Genomic DNA, 19,662 nt, shown 5'->3' with positions numbered 1-19,662 from the left:
AAATGAAGAGAGTATTAAAGATAATGTTGACAATAGTGCTGTTTATTTTTATTGCTATTCAATTTTATCAGCCTGCCCTTAATGTAGATAAAGGGCAGGTTTACACAACTGATTTTACCCAAGTATATAAAATGCCTATTGAAGTAAAAGCGATGCTTCAAACCTCTTGCTACGATTGTCATAGCAACAATACTAATTATGTTTGGTACGACTATGTACAACCTGCAAGAACATTGGTAGAAAATCACATCAAAAACGCAAAGCAGGATTTGAATTTTAATGAATGGGGTACTTACTCAAATCGGAAACAGGAAAGATTATTAAACTCAATTAAAGAACAAATCGAAACCAAGCAAATGCCTTTATCATCATATACAATAATGCATGAAAATGCAAAACTAAATGATGAGCAAATCAAAGTATTAACCAATTGGTTAAAAAAGCAGGAATAAGTTTCATTAATAAAAATATTAAAATGAATATACCCAGAAATATTACTATCAGATTGCTACAGGCAGTTTTCATACTGTTGTGTTCGCAATCTCTTTTTGCACAAAAGGTAGTCCGTTATGACCTTTATGTAAAAGACACACTTGTAAACTATGCAGACAAAGAAAAAAGAGCCATTGCTGTAAATGGTCAAATACCAATGCCTACCCTAACATTTACGGAGGGAGATACTGCCGAAATTGTAGTACACAACCAATTAAAAGAAAGTACATCATTGCATTGGCACGGTGTGTTCTTGCCCAATAAGGAAGATGGAGTGCCCTGGCTTACACAAAAACCGATTGAGGCAGGTACAACATATACCTATCGTTTTCCTATTATCCAACACGGAACGCACTGGTATCACTCCCATTCTGGTTTGCAGGAGCAAATTGGGATGTATGGAAGTTTCGTAATGAAGAAAAAGGATGATGATAAATCTTTTAGAAAAGGAATTGATGATCTACCTACCATTCCTATTATTTTAAGTGAATGGACAAACCTTAATCCCGATAACATCAACCGTATGTTGCATAATGCCAATGATTGGGCAGCGATTAAAAAAAATGCGACACAATCTTATGCAGAAGCTATCAAAGAAGGTCATTTCAAAACAAAAATTAAGAACGAATGGAAGCGTATGTTGGCAATGGATGTAAGCGATGTTTATTATGACAAAATTTTAATCAACGGAAATCATTCTACTGATTTAAAAACGGTTGATGGCAAAACGTTAAAAGCAGGCGATAAAGTACGGTTACGAGTATCAAACGGTGGTGCTTCTTCTTATTTTTGGTTGAGGTATGCAGGCGGAAAAATCACCGTAGTAGCCAATGATGGTAATGATGTAGAGCCTGTAGAAGTTGATAGATTAATTATTGCAGTTTCTGAAACTTATGATGTGGTGGTAACCATTCCTGAAGATGGTGTTGCCTATGAATTTTTAGCAACTACCGAAGACAGAACACAGTCAGCAAGCTATTTTGTAGGTAATGGCATCAAACAGCTCATTTCACCACTTCCAAAATTGAAATATTTTGAAGGGATGAAAATGATGAATGATATGATGAAGATGAACGGCGATTTGGACGATATGGGAATGAAAATGAGCTTGAACCAAATGGATATGAATGTGGTAATGTATCCCGAAATCACAGGAGATAGTAAGCAGAAAGAAGACCACAGCCAACACAATATGAATATGGAAAATGATCCCAACCGTTACAATGCAAATGCTTTGGGAGAAATCAAAACGCTGAATTATGCAATGCTACAATCTCCTTCCAATACCTCACTTCCTAAAGATGCGCCAGTAAAAGAATTGAAATTTACTCTTACCGGAAATATGAACCGTTATGTGTGGAGTATGGATAATAAAATACTTTCAGAAGTTGATAAAATACCTGTAAAAAAAGGAGAAATTCTACGAATTACCATTCATAATAACTCAATGATGCGCCACCCAATGCATTTGCATGGTTTTGATTTCAGGGTAATCAACGGCAAAGGCGAAAAATCACCACTTAAAAATGTCTTAGATATAATGCCAATGGAAACGGATACCATTGAGTTTTTAGCAAACGAAGAAGGAGATTGGTTTTTCCACTGTCATATCTTATATCATATGATGTCGGGAATGAACAGGGTTTTTGCAGTAGATGATTATCAAAATCCGAATTTACCCAACAAAAAACAAGCCTATAACAAGTTGCAGAGAGAAAGCAATATGCCGCACTTTATGGCGCAGAATGATTTTGCAACTAATGGTAATGATGGTGATGCAATGCTCCAGAACTCAAGATGGTCTTTAGGTACAGAATGGCGTTTAGGCTATAATGATATGCATGGTTATGAAGTAGAAACTCATTTAGGAAGATACATTGGGAAAATGCAATGGTTTATGCCGTTTATTGGTTTTGATTGGCGATACCGAAAAATGGGAATGGATGAACACGAAACAAATTTATTCGGACAGAAAAACGAAAAGGATACCCGCAGAGCCTTTAGTTTAGGTTTTATGTATACTTTGCCAATGTTGGTAAACTTTCAGGCAGAAGTATATCATGATGGAATTGTTCGTTTGTCATTAATGCGGGAAGATATTCCAATTTCCAAAAGAATAAGAGCAGGATTTATGGTTAATACTGATATGGAATATATGGCAGACCTAAAGTACATCATCAACAAAAACATTGGCATCCGTACACATTACGATAGCGATATGGGTTTTGGAGTGGGGCTCGCACTGAATTATTAGTAAACAGTGTATATAATACGAATTAAGGGTTAAAACCATCAATTAATTTGCGGTTTATTACAAAAAATTAAATATTGCAAAACCATAACTATTAAGACCCAACCCTTAATTCGTATTAATAAGAAATTATATTGTAGATTAAATAGCAAAACCGTTAGTTTGAACACCCATTTTAACATAGCCTCTCGATTTTGGAGTAAATGGTAATAGGAATTGATCATTATGAAAAATGAAGAAAATATTTTACAACAAAGAAATATTAAACCCACAGCAATGCGTTTGTTGGTAATAGAAAAATTGTTGAAACTGCAATATGCCATCAGTCATAAGGAATTAGCAGAACAGTTTGAAAATGCAGATAATGTTACGCTATTCAGAACGCTGAAAACTTTTTTAGAGCACAAACTTATCCATACTATTGACGACGGAACAGGAGTTGTAAAATATGCACTTTGTCAATCGGGTTGCAATTGCAAACCTTCAGAACAGCATACGCATTTTCATTGCTCCCAGTGCCAGCGAACTTTTTGTCTTACCGATACCGAAATTCCAAACATCAATATTCCACTAAATTTTAAATTAGAAGGCATCAATTTGGTACTCAAAGGACGGTGTGACAGATGCAACTAAAATACTATGAAACTTTGCAATCCGATTGCAAAGTTTATTTTTCTATATTTGCACTATAAATGAGATGGATAATCACAATATGGACTTTTTACCTAATGGTACTTTTTTCATTGCCTTGTAGCGATGGAAGTAATCAGTGTGAAGATACCATTCCTAAAATTGAAACCGTTCAATCTCACGACCACAACAAAGATAGCGATGACAATTGCGGTCCTTTTTGTTATTGCAATTGTTGTAGTATAAGTATTACTACTTACCATTTCAAACCTTTTGAAATCAAGCAACCTAAACCCACTCTTATTGTTAAAAAAATTACACTTCGTGATTTTACTTTAATTTCCTTCTACTCAGGAAGTATTTGGCATCCTCCCAAATTTACTGTTTAATTTTTTCAGATTTTCTTAATGCTATTGATGGTTTGTTGCAAGCCTCAGTAATTGTATGCCTTTTATTGGCTTTACGGTACTGTTAGCGTGTTCGTGTTATGTGTTTTCTATGAATGTTTGTTTATAGAAATAATTACAGGCATTATCCACTTCATCCAATAGTTATTTGATTATCTGTTGGCTTCTTATGGCAAGAGGCAATAATTTATTTATCAAAAAATTAAACAGATACACGTGTTAGATAACATTATAAAATTTAGTATTCAGAACAAGCTCGTCATTGGGATAATGACCTTGTTACTCATCATTTGGGGAGTGTGGAGTGCCACAAAACTACCCATTGATGCCGTACCCGATATTACTAATAATCAGGTGCAAATAATTACGGTTTGCCCTACATTGGCAGGGCAAGAAGTAGAACAATTAGTAACCTTCCCTATTGAGCAAAGCATTGCCAATATTCCAGATATAGAAGAAACAAGGAGTATTTCAAGATTTGGCTTATCGGTAATTACAGTAGTATTTAAAGATAAAGTAGACATTTATTTTGCCCGTCAGCTTATCAATGAAAAACTAAAAGAAGCAGAGGAAAATATACCTAAAGGTATTGGCAAGCCAGAACTTGCACCAGTAAGTACCGGATTGGGAGAAGTCTATCAATACATCATCCATCCCCAAAAAGGCAGTGAAAATAAATACAATGCAAAGGATCTTCGCACCATGCAGGATTGGATTGTAGCAAGACAATTGTATGGTACACCCGGGATTGCCGAAATAAACAGTTTTGGTGGTGAGCTAAAACAATATGAAGTATCAGTAAACCCAAATCGTTTAAAAGCAATGGGGGTAAGTGTTACCGATATTTTTACTGCATTAGAAAAAAACAATCAGAATACCGGCGGTGCTTACATCGATAAAAAGCCAAATGCGTACTTCATCCGTGGTATTGGCTTGGTAACTTCGTTAGAAGATGTAAAGAATATCAGCATTAAAGATGACACAGGAAGTATTCCTATTTTTATAAAAGATGTTGCAGAGGTAAGGTTCGGGAGTGCGGTAAGGTATGGAGCTATGACCTACAACGGAAAGATCGATGCTGTTGGTGGAGTGGTAATGATGTTAAAAGGCGAAAACAGCAACGAAGTGGTAAACCGAATCAAAGAGAAATTGCCGGTTATTCAAAAATCATTACCCGAAGATATTATTATTGAACCCTATTTAGACCGTACAGATTTGGTTGACAGAGCTATGAGTACCGTTGAAAAGAACCTGATAGAAGGCGCACTGATTGTCATTTTTGTATTGGTGATTTTCTTAGGAAATTTTAGGGCAGGATTGATTGTAGCATCCGCTATTCCTTTGGCGATGTTGTTTGCATTGGCTTTAATGAATGTGTTTGGCGTAAGTGCCAATTTAATGAGTTTGGGAGCAATAGATTTTGGATTAATTGTAGATGGTGCGGTAATTATTGTAGAAGCAACCTTGCATCATCTGGGGCTTCGTAAATCAGTCCATAAACTCACCCAACAGGAAATGGATAATGAAGTATTTGCATCTGCTTCTAAAATTCGTAGCAGTGCCGCTTTCGGAGAAATTATTATCTTGATTGTTTACATTCCTATACTTACATTGGTAGGTGTTGAAGGTAAAATGTTCCGTCCAATGGCTCAAACTGTGGGCTTTGCGATTTTCGGTGCTTTAATATTGTCCCTAACCTATATTCCGATGATGTGCGCTTTATTTCTTTCAAAAAAAGCGTCACACAAAGAAACATTCTCGGACAGAATGATGAATTGGCTGCAAAGAAAATATCAGCCATTATTAGAAAAAGCCATCAATATTAAATATTGGTTAGTTGGCATTACAGTTGCCGTATTTGGCTTTAGTCTTTTCCTGTTTAGCAGAATGGGCGGCGAGTTTATACCACAATTACAGGAAGGCGATTTTGCTTTTCACTGCATTTTACCACAAGGCAGTTCGCTAAGCCAAAGTATTGAAACCTCTATGCAGGCGTCAAGAATAGTAAAACAATTTGACGAAGTAAAAATGGTAGTAGGAAAGACAGGGGCAGCAGAAGTACCTACCGACCCGATGCCACCGGAAGCTACCGATATGATGATATTGCTGAAGCCTCAAAGTGAATGGAAAAGCGGCAGAACTTATAATGAATTGGCAGATGCCATCAATGAAAAATTAGAAGCAATACCGGGCGTGTTTTTTGAGAAAAACCAACCTATACAAATGCGTTTTAATGAACTAATGACAGGTATCAGGCAAGATGTGGCAGTAAAAATATTTGGAGAAAATTTAGACACCCTTGCGCTAAATGCTGAAAAGGTGAGCAAAGTAATCCAAAGTGTAAATGGTGCTACTGCCCCACAGGTGGAACGTGTGAGTGGCTTACCTCAAATTAATATAGAATATGATCGTTTACGTATTGCCAATTACGGGCTTAATGTAGAAGATGTAAACAATGTGGTAAGCACCGCATTTGCGGGTAAAAGTGCAGGGGTAGTTTTTGAAAACGAAAGAAGATTCGATTTGGTAGTACGGCTGGACAGCACCTATCGCAGCAGTATCGATGATGTAAAGAATCTGATGATAGCCACACCAACCGGAAACCAAATTCCGTTATCGCAATTAGCCACAATTGATTACAAATTAGGCCCGGCACAAATAAGCCGTGAAGCAGGAAAACGCAGAATTGTAATCGGGTTCAATGTTTCGGGACGTGATGTGCAAAGTGTAGTGCAGGAAATCCAGCAAAAATTAAGCAAAGAGATTAAACTACCTTCAGGCTACTATTTTACTTACGGCGGACAGTTCGAAAACCTACAGAAAGCTAGTAGCAGGTTAATGATAGCGGTCCCGGTTTCATTGCTTTTGATTTTTGTATTGCTCTATTTTACTTTCCATTCCTTCAAACAGGCAGGCCTTATATTTACAGCCATCCCAATGAGTGCCATTGGTGGCGTATTGGCACTTTTGCTTCGTGGCATGCCCTTTAGCATCAGTGCGGGTATCGGCTTTATTGCCTTATTTGGTGTTGCCGTTTTAAACGGAATAGTCTTGATAGGCACTTTCAACCAGTTGGAAAAAGAAGGTTGGACAGATGTAATAAAACGTGTAATTGAAGGCACTAAAATTCGCTTACGGCCGGTTTTAATGACGGCAACTGTAGCAAGTTTAGGATTTTTACCAATGGCATTAAGTAGCAGTGCCGGTGCAGAAGTGCAAAAACCTTTAGCAACCGTTGTAATTGGTGGTTTGGTTACGGCAACATTCCTTACATTATTTGTATTGCCATTATTGTATATCATTTTCAATTCGAAAATTGATTTAAAAATAAAACCCCAAATGAAACCCGTCGCTATAATTATTTTCTTGTTCCTGTCATCAATAGGCTTTACATCAAATGCCCAGACAAAAAGAACCTTATCTGTAGATGAAGCCATACAAATAGCTCTTGAAAACAATTCACAGGTAAAAGCCGGAGATTTTGAGATCAAGGCAAGCCAGGCTTTGAAAAAAACCGCGGGGGAATTACCCAAACTTGATGTTAATGCACAGTTAGGTCAATACAATAGCATCCAATTCGACCAGTCTTTTCAGGTGGCACAGACCATCCCTTTCCCAAGCCTGTTCGGATCAAAAAAGCAATTGATCAATGCTGAAATAAAAGGAAAGGAAATACAGAAAAATCTTACTGTGCTGGAGTTGAAAACCCAGGTCAGGACCTATTATTATCAAATACTGTACTTACAGCAAAATCAAAAACAATTGCAGCAATTGGATAGCCTTTATAATGATTTCATCAGGATAGCACAGCTACGTTATCAAACAGGCGATATCAAAAAAGTGGAGATCAGCACTGCCGAAGTCAAACAAGGTGAAATTAATTTATTGCTGAAGCAAAATGAGGTGTATTTAACCAACGCCTACACAAATATGCAAACGCTGATGAACACCAAAGAAGATTTTACAATCACAGAAAGCGGAGCATTCCAACCATTACAAATAAGTAATTTAATGGATAGCTCCGTAGTATCTAGTCATCCTGCCATTCGTTCTTTGTATCAGGATGCGCTTATCGCGGAAAAAAGCAAGAAAGTAGAACGTTCACAAGGCCTGCCCGATTTTACCTTTGGCTATACAAATCAGTCTTTAATTGGTTTTCAGAATGTAAATGGGACAGAGAAATATTTTAATGCAGGCAACCGCTTTAGTGCTATAAATATTGGAATTGCAATTCCGATAACATTCGGCGCTACCAAAGCGAGGATACAATCATTAGATTATAAAAAACAGGCAGCAGAAGCCATTGCACGACAGCAGCAGATATCATTAACCACACAAATGCAAAATGCTTTACTACAGTATCAACAGGATAAGCAGCAGTATAATTATTTTCAGCAGAAGGCATTGCCTAATGCCAAACAAATTGTATCAGCGGCACAGTTAGGCTATAAGACAGGCGACATCAGCTATGTAGAATATCTATTTGCATTGCAAACTGCATCCGACATACAATTGAATTACCTGAAAAGCATTCAGCAGGTAAACCAGTCAGTTATCACCATTTATTCATTCATCAATCAATAAGCAAAAATGAAAATCAGTATAAATAAAATCAAGTCTATTGCAGGGATAGTTGTTTTAACGCTTCTGTTTTCCGCCTGCAACAATAATAAACAAGCCGATGAAAAAACGTCTGAAACCAAAGCAGAAGAACAGCATGAGGAAGGACCTTCTAACATCGCTACGCTTACAGCAGAACAAATAAAAACTGTAGGTATACAATTAGGGGCTGTAGAGCATAAGGAATTGACCGCAACCATCAAAGCAAATGGAAATTTACGAGTTCCTAATAATTACAAAGCCAATGCTACCTCTTTGTATGGTGGGGTAATAAAAACGCTTAAAGTGCAAATTGGCGATTATGTAAGAAAAGGTCAGGTCATCGCCACTATTGCCAATCCGCAATTCATACAATTACAGGAAGAATACTTGAGTACAGCCAGTAAAATGACTTTTGCCGATCAGGAATACCGCAGGCAAAAAGAATTGTTTGAAGGAAATGCAGGTGCAAAGAAGAACCTGCAAAATGCGGAAGCTGAATTGAACAATCTACGGACCCGAAGAGCTTCCTTACAACAGCAGATACAATTAATGGGCATCAATCCCGGGTCGGTATCGAATAATAATCTGAAATCGGCATTAGTAGTAACAAGTCCGTTAAACGGAACAGTCAGTAATGTCTTCGCTACAATAGGAAGCTATGTGGACGTTTCTTCTCCTGTAATTGAAGTCGTTGACAACAGTTCATTGCATTTAGATTTACAGGTTTTTGAAAAAGATTTGCCGCAGGTAAAAGTGGGGCAAATCATTCATTTTACATTAACCAATAATCCCACTACAGAGTATGATGCTATGGTTTTCAGTATTGGTTCATCGTTTGAAAACGAGAGTAAAACCATTGCGGTACACTGCCGTGTAAATGGAAATAAAAATGGCTTAATTGATGGAATGAATATCACTGGTATTGTAAGCCTAAACAAGGTAACTACTCCGGCTGTTCCCAATGATGCTATTGTAAACGCTGATGGCAAATACTATGTTTTTGTACAAACCGACAAAGAAGCAGAAGAACACCACCAAGAAGGCGAAGAAGCACACGAGCATAAAGAGGGAGAAGAAACGGAACATAAAAACGGTATGAATTTTGAAAAAGTAGAAGTACTCAAAGGCGTATCTGATATGGGTTACACAGCGGTAACCTTTGTAAACGAAATTCCTGCCGATGCAAAAATTGTGGTAAAAGGAGCATTTTTTGTAAACGCAAAACTGAGCAATACGGGTGGGCACGAACATTAACCATATGTTTACAACTATTTTTTTTCTATAAATATTATGACACCAATTATTAAAACTATTGTATTTTTTGTATTGGCTGGTCTTTGCGAAATTGGCGGAGGCTACCTTGTTTGGATTTGGCTCAAAGAGGGGAAGCCAATCTGGTATGGCATTTTAGGAGCAATAATTCTTGCTCTCTACGGATACGTGATGACTTTGCAATCTGCTACTTTTGGAAAAGCCTACGTTGTATATGGGGGTATTTTTATTGTGATGGCATTATTATGGGCGTGGAAAGTTGACAATTTTAAACCAGATAAGTTTGATATAATAGGTGCAATAATTATATCTATAGGCATAGCGATAATGCTATTTATGCCAAGGAAATTTTAAATATAAGTGCTATAAAAGTTAACAAAATGATGCCGCACAAAGTTGCCTGCATCATCTCCAGAAACTAATGAAAAGGAAAATAAATGCAGTTCCAATTACAAAAAATGTTCTTATAAAAAAATCATTTTTTGTAAACGCAAAACTGAGTAATACAGGCTTTCACAAACATTAAAAAAATAGAAACTATGATTTGGCTAAAATTTTATTTGCCTTTGTATTTGGTGTTGTATATAGCGGTGGCTTTTGTGCTACCGTCATACCGCACCTATAAGCAAACTAGTATCAATCCGATAACATTTGGCAAAACAGACAATGCCCACGATTACATCGGTTTTGTGATGAAAGTATTGATAGCATTACTTTTTATGACAGTATTTATTTATGCATTGGGTGATAGAGCATATCAATATTTAGTGCCAATTTCTTATTTAATGAAAGAGGTATTTTTGATAATAGGGTTAACTCTAATACACCTTTCACTACTCTGGATTTCGGTAGCCCAATATCAAATGAGTAATAGTTGGCGTATCGGTATAGATGAAAATAATAAAACAGAACTGGTAACCAAAGGCTTGTTTTCTTATAGCAGAAACCCGATTTTTTTAGGAATGATAATCAGCGTTACAGGTATATTTTTCATACTGCCAAATGCTGTTACATTTTTCCTGATGCTATCCACTTACTTCGTTATCCAAATTCAGATAAGATTGGAAGAAGAATTTTTAGAAAAACAACACGGAGAAGAATATTTATCTTACAAAAAGACTACTAAAAGATTACTATAATGGAACACAAACATAAATATGATGCACAAGGCAAACAACTTTGCTGCACACCCCAGGAAGAAAAAATATATACCGATGCCAATGCTGTAAAGCTATTGGAAAAACATCACGATGATGATGGGCACAACCACGAACATACCGACGATGATGGTCACAACCACGGAAGTACTGATAAATCTACCTTTCAAATGTTTTTACCCGCCATCATCAGTTTCGCATTATTAATAATCGCTATTGCTTTAGATAATTGGTTTCCTCAATCTTGGTTCACAGGTTTGGTAAGAATTGTTTGGTATGTGGTTGCGTATGCACCTGTTGGACTACCGGTAATCAAAGAAGCCTTCGAAAGCATCCGAAAAGGTGATGTATTTTCAGAGTTTTTATTGATGAGCATTGCCACCATTGGAGCTTTTGCCATTGGCGAATATCCCGAAGGTGTTGCTGTAATGTTGTTTTATGCCGTTGGCGAAGTATTTCAGACATTGGCAGTAACAAGAGCTAAGGCAAATATTAAATCCTTGCTAGACCAAAGACCTGATGAAGTAACTGTTTTAGAAAATAATCAGGCAAAAACGGTAAAAGCAGAAACTGTAAACATTGGCGATATTATCCAGTTAAAACCCGGAGAAAAATTAGGCTTGGATGGAGAATTATTATCCGAAACTTCTTCATTTAACACCGCTGCACTTACCGGAGAAAGCAAGCCCGACACCAAAAATAAAGGCGAAACCGTATTGGCAGGAATGATTAACTTAAATACTGTTGCCCAGGTAAAAGTTACTACGGCTTATACAGATAGCAAGCTTTCTAAAATTCTAGAATTGGTACAAAATGCCACAGCACAAAAAGCACCAACAGAATTATTCATCCGCAAATTTGCTAAAATCTACACACCGATTGTCGTGTTGTTGGCTGTGCTAATTACAATAGTTCCATATTTTTTTGTGAGCGATTATGTATTTAGTCAATGGTTGTACAGAGCATTGGTATTTTTGGTTATTTCTTGTCCCTGTGCTTTGGTCATCAGTATTCCCTTAGGTTATTTTGGAGGAATTGGTGCCGCTTCAAAAAATGGAATTTTGTTTAAAGGAAGCAACTTTTTAGATGTAATTGCCAGTATTCAAAATGTAGTAATGGACAAAACCGGTACAATGACCGAAGGTGTTTTTAAAGTACAGGAAGTTGTAATAAAATCTGAATTTAATAAAGATGAAATTCTTAAAATAGTCAGTGCTTTAGAAAGTCAAAGCACACATCCTGTTGCTACTGCTATTCAACAATATGTGGGCGAAATTGATAATTCCATAAAATTAGAAAATACAGAAGAAATTGCTGGTCATGGCTTAAAAGCTACTGTAAACGGAAAGGAATTATTGGCAGGAAATTTTAAGTTGATGGATAAGTTTGATATTGATTATGATTTAGATCCATCCACAATTGTTTACACTTTAATTGCCATTGCTTACGATGGAAAATTTGCAGGCTATATTACCATAGCTGACAGTATAAAAGAAGATGCACAACTAACCATTGACAAACTACATGCATTAGGCGTAAAAACTACAATGTTAAGCGGGGATAAAAGCACAGTAGTAAAATTTGTTGCCGATAAATTAAGGATTAAAAATTACTTTGGCGACTTATTGCCCGAAGACAAGGTTAATAAAGTAAAAGAGATAAAAGCTAAAAATGAAACAGTAGCATTTGTTGGAGATGGCGTAAATGACGCACCTGTGGTAGCATTAAGTGATGTAGGTATAGCAATGGGTGGTTTGGGTAGCGATGCCACAATTGAAACAGCTGATGTGGTTATACAAGATGACAATCCCAGTAAAATACCAATGGCAATAAATATAGGCAAGCAGACTAAAAAAATTGTTTGGCAAAATATTGCATTGTCATTCGGTGTAAAAGGAATTGTTTTAGTTCTTGGAGCAGGTGGTTTAGCCACAATGTGGGAAGCCGTTTTTGCTGATGTGGGAGTTGCATTATTGGCAATTTTAAACGCTGTACGCATACAACGGATGAAATTTTAAAGAATAGTATGAACAATAAAACCTAACAAATTTAGGTATTTTTATTAGTAACCAAATTTTAAGACTTCAAAATAAAACGAATGAATAAATTTTATACCGAAATCCTTTTAAAATTGGAAACAACAATCAATCAGCTGGAGATTGAAGCTGATTCTTCGATACAGGGGATAGAAACCATTATACATCTTATCGTTGAATGCTTATCTGAAGTAAAGGAACATATTTTAAAAAGTGGATTTCAAAATATTGACGAAGAAATCCACTTTTTCAAACATAAGAAGCCTATTATTGTTTCAAAACTTATTTACTACAATGCCATATATAAAATTGAGGCGAAAAAGCCTTATGGAGCAAAACCAATCAGAAAATATCTTAACAAAGAACTAAAAAAACTCAAAGGGTTCTTTGACAATAACATTGATTTTTATAAATATTACCGCAGTAATAACTCCTTTCTTGACGAAAGATTTTTTGTTCGTGGCAAACACGATATAAAACTATGGTTGGACACAATTTATTTTGAAACGGACCAAAGCTTCTCTACATCTCACGATTATAAAGTAGCTAAAATCATCGCTAATGATTTGATACAAGTTTACATTGAAAACCAATTGAATACTAAAAACTATAATAAGATTTCTCATGAATCTCCTTTAAACTGGACTGGTAACAAAACAGCATTAACCGAATTGATTTACGCATTATATTCATTAGGCGTATTTGAAAACGGAAATGTTGACATAAAGCTTATCTCCAAAACTTTTGAAAGAACCTTTAATATTGACTTAGGTGATTTCTATCATACGTTCATGGAACTTAAATCCCGGAAGATAAACCGAACAAAGTTCCTTGACAGCCTCCGAGATGCATTGATTAAAAAAATGGATGAACAGGACGAAATATAAGCAACGCAGTTACAATATACCTCGTTGTAAATGAATGCCTTTTGTCCGTACAATACTCTCCGAAACTATTGAAGTTTCTTTCCTTTTTTCAATTTGTTCCGCAGGTTCATTTTTAGGTTCTGGAGCAATAGATAACTGTATTTTTCTATCAATAGAAGCCAATTCTGTTTTCAATTCGCTTAATCTATTTTCCTTTGTCCACGTACCTTTAACTATTTCCTGAAGTATAGGTACATCTTTTTTCAGTTCCGTAACTTTCTTTTGTTCTTGCTCGATATAGCCAGGGATTTTTTCCAATGCATTGAGAAAGTTCATTGTTGCCAATTTTGCATCGCTGGCAATGATTCCATTGTTATAAGTGTATTTGATATTGCCTTCGCCCTGCACCAAAAAGCGATTTACTCTTATGTCCACGCCTTCTTTTTCGGATATTTCGGTTTTAACCAACAACGTAAATCCATATAAAGCACCTATTTCTTCATACTGACCTCCTGTACGGGATTTGTCTGCAATCTGATTGAGTTTTGCACCAATCTGTTTTATATCCGCATTGAGCGATAAACCATCCAATAAAACAGGGTTTGCAATTGTATCGTCCGAATTTTTCTGTATGCGTTGTTGCAGATTATTCCAATCGAGACTCATCCGTTCCAAACGAGATTGGGCACTTTCCAACGTAGAAGTAACATCTTCCAGTTTATATTTAGAACTGACTTTGGAACGGTTGAAAGCTTGCTTTTCGCTTTCCAGTCCTGCAACTTGTTTTTCAATTTTCGCTTTATCCAAAAGGTCGGTATTTCCCGAAAGGATAGCTACATATTCCGAAAAGTTCATTCCCGATTTTTCGTCCATACTTCCTTCATCAATAGTACGTTTGCCAAGGTTATTAGTTTTAAGTTGGTCTATAAAAAGTTGTTTGTTGTACAAAAGATTGAACTTATAGCTATCCAACGATTTTTCTGTAGCATAAATAATTACATCCACTTTATTGTTTGCGAAATACTTGGCAATTTCATTACCCTTTCGTATTGCTCTTCCATCCCTTTGGGTAAGGTCGCTTGGTCGCCAAGGCGTATCTAAATGATGAACGGCAACTGCTTTTTTCTGTGCATTTACACCAGTTCCAAGCATACTTGTAGAACCAAAAATCACACGAATTTTACCCTCATTCATATCCTTGATAAGTCCTTTACGCTGGTTATCGTTTTTGGCTTCCTGTATAAAACGGACTTCGTGTGCCGGAATACCGTGATTTTCCACAAGTTTGCGTTTTATTTCAGAATATACATTCCATTCGCCAGGCTTGTAGGTGCCGAGGTCGGAAAAGATAAACTGTGTACCTTTCTGTGCATTGAATTTGTTGTAATATTTCGCAATGTTTGTCGCACAATGGGATGCTTTATTGTCGGGATGGTCATCATATCTACCGCCAACCATTCGCATATCTAAAGACATTTTTCGGGCATAGTCGGTAGCGATAAGCATTTTTGCTTTTTCTTCTCGTTGCGATAAAGGTGCTCTTCCCAGCAAAGTCGCATTACCCGATTTTGCAAAATCCATCAGATTTTGGATAAATGCTGTCTGGTCGGGTGTTGGTGGAATGTTATACAGTATTTCGTTCTTTTCAGGGCGGTCAATACCAATATCTTTTGCCGTTCTGTAATCTGTAATTTCAGAGTAGAATTGTGCCAATTCTGGCACTTTAATAAAGTATCGGAAACGTTCTTTTGCTACAATATTGTTGGCAACCGAGAATTCATAATCCGTAGTTTTTCTTGCATAAATAGCAGACCACGCATCGAAGCAGTTAATTCCTTGCTTTTCCAACGCTCTTGGTCTCAGGTATTTGAACAAAAGGTACAATTCTGTAAGTGAATTACTGATTGTTGTTCCGGAAAGGAAAGTCGCACCCATATCCGCTTGTATTTTGTCTTGAATGGTTCGAATTGCAAAAAGCATGTTCATTGCTTTTTGGCTTCCATCTACATTTCCCAATCCTGCAACCCTTGTGTGGCGTGTGTTGAACATCAAATTTTTGAATTGATGGCTTTCGTCCACAAACAAATGGTCGATGCCCATCATTTTGAAGTCCACTACATCATCCTTTCTGTTATCAATATCGTGTTGCAGGGTTTTCAGTTTTACCTCAAGATTTTCTTTCCGTTTGATAGCACCCGCAAGCATCCCTCGTGTAACTTCACTGCCTTCTGATTTTAGAGCATCGAGATTTCGCTCTACACTGTCTAATTCAATTTCGAGAATTTCCTTTTGCATTTCGGGCGATTGCGGTATCATGCCAAACTGGTCGTGGGTTAATATCACACAATCCCAATCGTTGTTTTTAATATCCCCGAAAATCCGCAAGCGTTTTTTGGGCGTAAAATCTTCTTTGCCAGGGTAGAGAATTTTTGCGTGTGGATAGGCGGATCTGTAAGCTTCTGCAATTTCGTGAACGTTACTTTTTAGCCCGATAATCATCGGTTTGTGTGCCAAACCTAAACGCTTCATTTCTTGTGAAGCCGTACACATTACCAATGTTTTTCCAGCACCAACTTCGTGGTCGCAAATAGCACCGTTGTTCAGCTTTATCATCCAAACAGTATCTTTCTGGCTCGAATACAAGTCTTCAATACCTAATGATTTTCTATCCAAACCCGGAAATTCCTGATGGCTTCCATCATAATTCGGTCGTACAAAACAGTTGAATGTGTTGTTATACTGGTCAGTCAACCTATTTTTAAATTCATCACTTTGGGCGTAAAGCCAATCAGAAAAGGCAGTGCGGATTTCGTCAATCTTGGTATTCGCCACCTGTACGGCTTCCATATCCCTGACCTTGACTTCTTGGTCACCAACCTTGATTTTTTTGGTAATGTCTGGTGTGGTATTTACGAGTGCGTGTTTGAGCAAAGCAATCCCATCAAAGTTTCTACTCTCTGATTTTACGGCATATTTATCCCATATATGCACATTCTTTTGGTTGCACTTTACCGAAAAATCATCCGAACTTTCGGAATAATGGATATTGACTTCCGTATCAAACAAGTGCGAAGCAAAACGGGCATAAATCCCTGTGGGTATCCAGCGTTCGCCGAGATTGAAATCCAGTTCTTCAAACTCAATGCGTCTTGGTTTGGCTTCTTCCAAAACCGTAAGACTTACTTTGGCTTCTGCATCATTGGGACTACTTTCAAGATAGGCTTTGACCTCTTCAGATTTCTCTACTATATTTCCAGCAATCCATCGTTCGGCTATATCATATTCCTTTTGTAAAGGATTATAGAAAATACGCCCGTGTAGAGCTTCTTTCAAAGCATCGGCAGGCATACTGCTGATTTCGGACATATAATACAAATCCACCTTGCCGTATTTGTTCAGTGATGATGCTAAAGCCTCATCGGGATTGTCTGTTGCTAAAATGGTAGTAGAAAAAGTAACGGGACGACTGAATATATCCGCCTTATGCACCACACCACCAACTACACGTTCCAGATAAGGAATTTCTTTCCCTGCACTGTCTGTTTTAATCAATTTGATATTTTCGGCACTGTTCAGATTGCCATATCTTTTTACAAAAACATCATACAAATTATTCAGCGTTTCCCTTTCTACTATATGTTCGTTTTGCTTTTCGGCTTCCTTTTGATACAAATCGAGATAGCTATCTCTTACTGAAATGTAGGCTTCGGCTCTTACTTTCTGCAATGATGGTAATTGCAAGGGATGGAACATTGCCGTTGCTCCATTTTTATCAACATCTTGCAAATGACCAACCCAACCATTATCTATAACAAGACAATCACTTCGATGAAATGATTGTAATCCTTTGCTGTATAGAGCAGGTTCGGGAATGGTACTGACAACGGTTTGCTTTTGAGCCTGACCATTTCCGTTTAAGCCCGAAAACAGGTCGCCGATAACTTCCTCTTTTTTGCTGACAGTTGAAGTATTTCCATTGGTATTTCCATTTGAAATTGGAGGGATATAAGGTGGTTGTATCGCCGAACTGAACAAGTCTGCTTGGCGAACAATATTGGCTCTTCGCTTCTTGGAAGTTTGCCTTTGAGTTTGAGTACCTTTTTTTGGTGGAGCAATAACCGCTACTGGTTCGTCCACATTTTCAAACAAGTCGAAAATGCTTAATTGTTTTAATTCATTTGGATTTTCCTGAATGGTTACAGGTGTTGGTTTAATCGTTATAGGCTCTACAATGGGAGCTGTAACAGTTGTTGTAATTGGAATTTGTATGTTCGGCTCGCCTTTGTATAAACTCAAATTCAGATGATTTTCAAAATCTTCTGAAAGCATTTTTTTAAGGTCTTTGGTAATGCCGGTAACGCCTTCTTTATGCGTATAAATTAAGGCTGGTTTTCCATAAGGGTCGGTGTCTAATTTTCTATCTGTATGAACAATTCTTGTGCTATCCTGAAAAAAAGCATTGTTTGGTGTATTATATTCTGTTGTATTACTTTGGCAAAACAGTTCTTCCACTTCGGTCAAACTTTGTTTTGCCGTATTTTTTTGCAGGATAATCAGGTCGCTTCCAACGTCTGTACCTGCATATTCAGTAAACAGATTATTTGGCAATCTAACAACCGAAACCAGATTACTATTCTGCATCAACCCCCTGCGTATCGGTTCGTTTTTTGGGCTATTTAGAATACCCTGCGAGGTAACAAATGCCAACAAGCCACCATCACGTAGCATATCCGTTCCTTTTAAAAAAAAATAATTGTGGATGCTTCGGGATGCCTGTATTTTTGCTTCGTCCTTACTTCGGGAATACGAAAGATCAAATATGGAAGTATCGCCAAAAGGGATATTACTTGCAATTACATCATAAGTGTTTTGTTCCTTTTCGGGTATTTCCTCAAAACCACTTACACGGATATTGCTTTGTGGATAAAGCTGTTTTAAAATCTTTCCTGTAAGCAAATCCTTTTCATAAGCAGTTACATTGGGTTGCTGGTTTTCGGAAAAGGATTGTATGAAAGAGCCGATACCTGCGGAAGGTTCAAGGAATTTTTGAATGTTCAAACCGCTATCACTCAATGTTGAAGAAATTGCATCTATAACCTGTGGCGGTGTATAAAAAGCCGTCAGCACCGAACTTTTCATACTGTCCACATACCTGCGGTATTGCTTTTCGTCTTCGGAATTTTCTTTTAATAGTTGGTGGAGCTCCTGTGTAAGTGGAAATAAATCATGTTCAGTTTTTCGCCAATTATTGATGTCTATTTCATTTTCTATGGGGTTCAATACGAATTTAAGACCGCCAAATCCGCTGTATTGCATCATTAGCAGTCTTTCGCCTACGGTGGCTTGTTGTTTCTCCTTTTCCAGTTTAAAAGCAATTCGCAGGGCATCAATGTTTTGTTGGAGATGTTGCTTTTTACTGAAGCCCATTTTCCGCTATCCATATTGCGATGGTTCCGGTTATTTCGGTGTAGAGCTGGTCATACTCATAACCATAAGCGAAGTCATCAGTTAGTTCATAGTTGGAGAAAATAGGTTCACAAACACGGAACATTTTTAAAGCAAATGGTCGCAATTCTTCATCTGCCATTATGGTGTCGAACTCATTACAAACCACCTGAAATACGGTATCGAACTTGGAAAAATGTAAACCATCGAAAAGAATATAATTGGCTATTTCGTTACATTTTTCAATATCATTTCCCGATTGAAAAGCACCTTCATAGGCATTGGTAGCCCAAGAGGAACGCTGGTTTATGAATTTTTGGTCGTTTGCTTTTTCGGGGAAACTGGTGTTTAATAATTCTTGTAATCGTAATCTGAAATACGAAAGGTCTTTTTGTGTATCCATACTTTAATTTTGTTTAGAATTTTGCTTGATGTCTAAAATTAAAGAAGGAAGTAAAAGCCATTAAAAAAGTGGTAGGGTTTGGCTTTAGAAGGTAGGATTTG

The 19,662-nt window shown here is 37.1% G+C and carries 12 protein-coding genes; 10 read left to right on the top strand and 2 right to left on the bottom strand.

Annotation, left to right across the window (positions count from 1 at the left end):
• Positions 1–2 precede the first annotated feature (2 nt).
• From LQ189_RS03210 to LQ189_RS03165, 10 genes are all read left to right on the top strand, one after another.
• Positions 3–452: a heme-binding domain-containing protein gene (locus LQ189_RS03210; RefSeq protein WP_230154279.1), complete on the top strand. Its 450-nt coding sequence runs from the start codon at positions 3–5 to the stop codon at positions 450–452.
• Between the two features lie 23 nt (positions 453–475).
• A complete protein-coding gene (locus LQ189_RS03205; RefSeq protein WP_074590864.1) occupies positions 476–2,746 on the top strand; it encodes a multicopper oxidase family protein in 2,271 nt (756 codons plus the stop codon).
• Positions 2,747–2,968: 222 nt separating this feature from the next.
• Positions 2,969–3,376: a Fur family transcriptional regulator gene (locus tag LQ189_RS03200; protein WP_230154277.1), complete on the top strand. Its 408-nt coding sequence runs from the start codon at positions 2,969–2,971 to the stop codon at positions 3,374–3,376.
• A gap of 59 nt (positions 3,377–3,435) precedes the next feature.
• On the top strand, positions 3,436–3,762 hold the full coding sequence (locus LQ189_RS03195) for a DUF6660 family protein (RefSeq protein WP_230154275.1): 327 nt from the start codon (positions 3,436–3,438) through the stop codon (positions 3,760–3,762).
• A 234-nt stretch (positions 3,763–3,996) separates the two neighbouring features.
• The gene (locus LQ189_RS03190; RefSeq protein ID WP_230154274.1) at positions 3,997–8,364 is read left to right on the top strand and encodes a CusA/CzcA family heavy metal efflux RND transporter; all 4,368 of its coding nucleotides are present in this window, start codon (positions 3,997–3,999) and stop codon (positions 8,362–8,364) included.
• Between the two features lie 6 nt (positions 8,365–8,370).
• Entirely contained in the window at positions 8,371–9,636 is a 1,266-nt protein-coding gene (locus tag LQ189_RS03185; RefSeq protein ID WP_230154272.1) for an efflux RND transporter periplasmic adaptor subunit, read from the top strand.
• A 36-nt stretch (positions 9,637–9,672) separates the two neighbouring features.
• Positions 9,673–10,008 (top strand): YnfA family protein, encoded by a 336-nt coding sequence (locus LQ189_RS03180; RefSeq protein WP_230154270.1) that lies wholly within the window; start codon positions 9,673–9,675, stop codon positions 10,006–10,008.
• A gap of 185 nt (positions 10,009–10,193) precedes the next feature.
• Positions 10,194–10,793, top strand: a complete 600-nt coding sequence (locus LQ189_RS03175) for an isoprenylcysteine carboxylmethyltransferase family protein (RefSeq protein ID WP_230154269.1) — start codon at positions 10,194–10,196, stop codon at positions 10,791–10,793.
• Complete coding sequence (locus LQ189_RS03170; RefSeq protein WP_230154267.1) at positions 10,793–12,829, top strand: heavy metal translocating P-type ATPase; 2,037 nt, start codon at positions 10,793–10,795, stop codon at positions 12,827–12,829. The genes LQ189_RS03175 and LQ189_RS03170 overlap by 1 nt, the downstream gene beginning before the upstream one ends.
• Before the next feature lie 80 nt (positions 12,830–12,909).
• Positions 12,910–13,734, top strand: a complete 825-nt coding sequence (locus LQ189_RS03165) for an RteC domain-containing protein (protein ID WP_230154266.1) — start codon at positions 12,910–12,912, stop codon at positions 13,732–13,734.
• A gap of 9 nt (positions 13,735–13,743) precedes the next feature.
• Here the strand turns inward: LQ189_RS03165 and LQ189_RS03160 are convergent, their stop codons facing one another.
• Positions 13,744–19,140, bottom strand: a complete 5,397-nt coding sequence (locus tag LQ189_RS03160) for an N-6 DNA methylase (RefSeq protein ID WP_230154264.1) — start codon at positions 19,138–19,140, stop codon at positions 13,744–13,746.
• A complete protein-coding gene (locus LQ189_RS03155) occupies positions 19,127–19,561 on the bottom strand; it encodes a DUF1896 domain-containing protein (RefSeq protein WP_230154263.1) in 435 nt (144 codons plus the stop codon). The genes LQ189_RS03160 and LQ189_RS03155 overlap by 14 nt, the downstream gene beginning before the upstream one ends.
• Positions 19,562–19,662: the final 101 nt, after the last annotated feature.

Source organism: Flavobacterium sp. CECT 9288 (genome assembly GCF_918731615.1).
Lineage (GTDB): Bacteria > Bacteroidota > Bacteroidia > Flavobacteriales > Flavobacteriaceae > Flavobacterium.
This window is presented reverse-complemented; position numbering and strand designations above follow the sequence as displayed.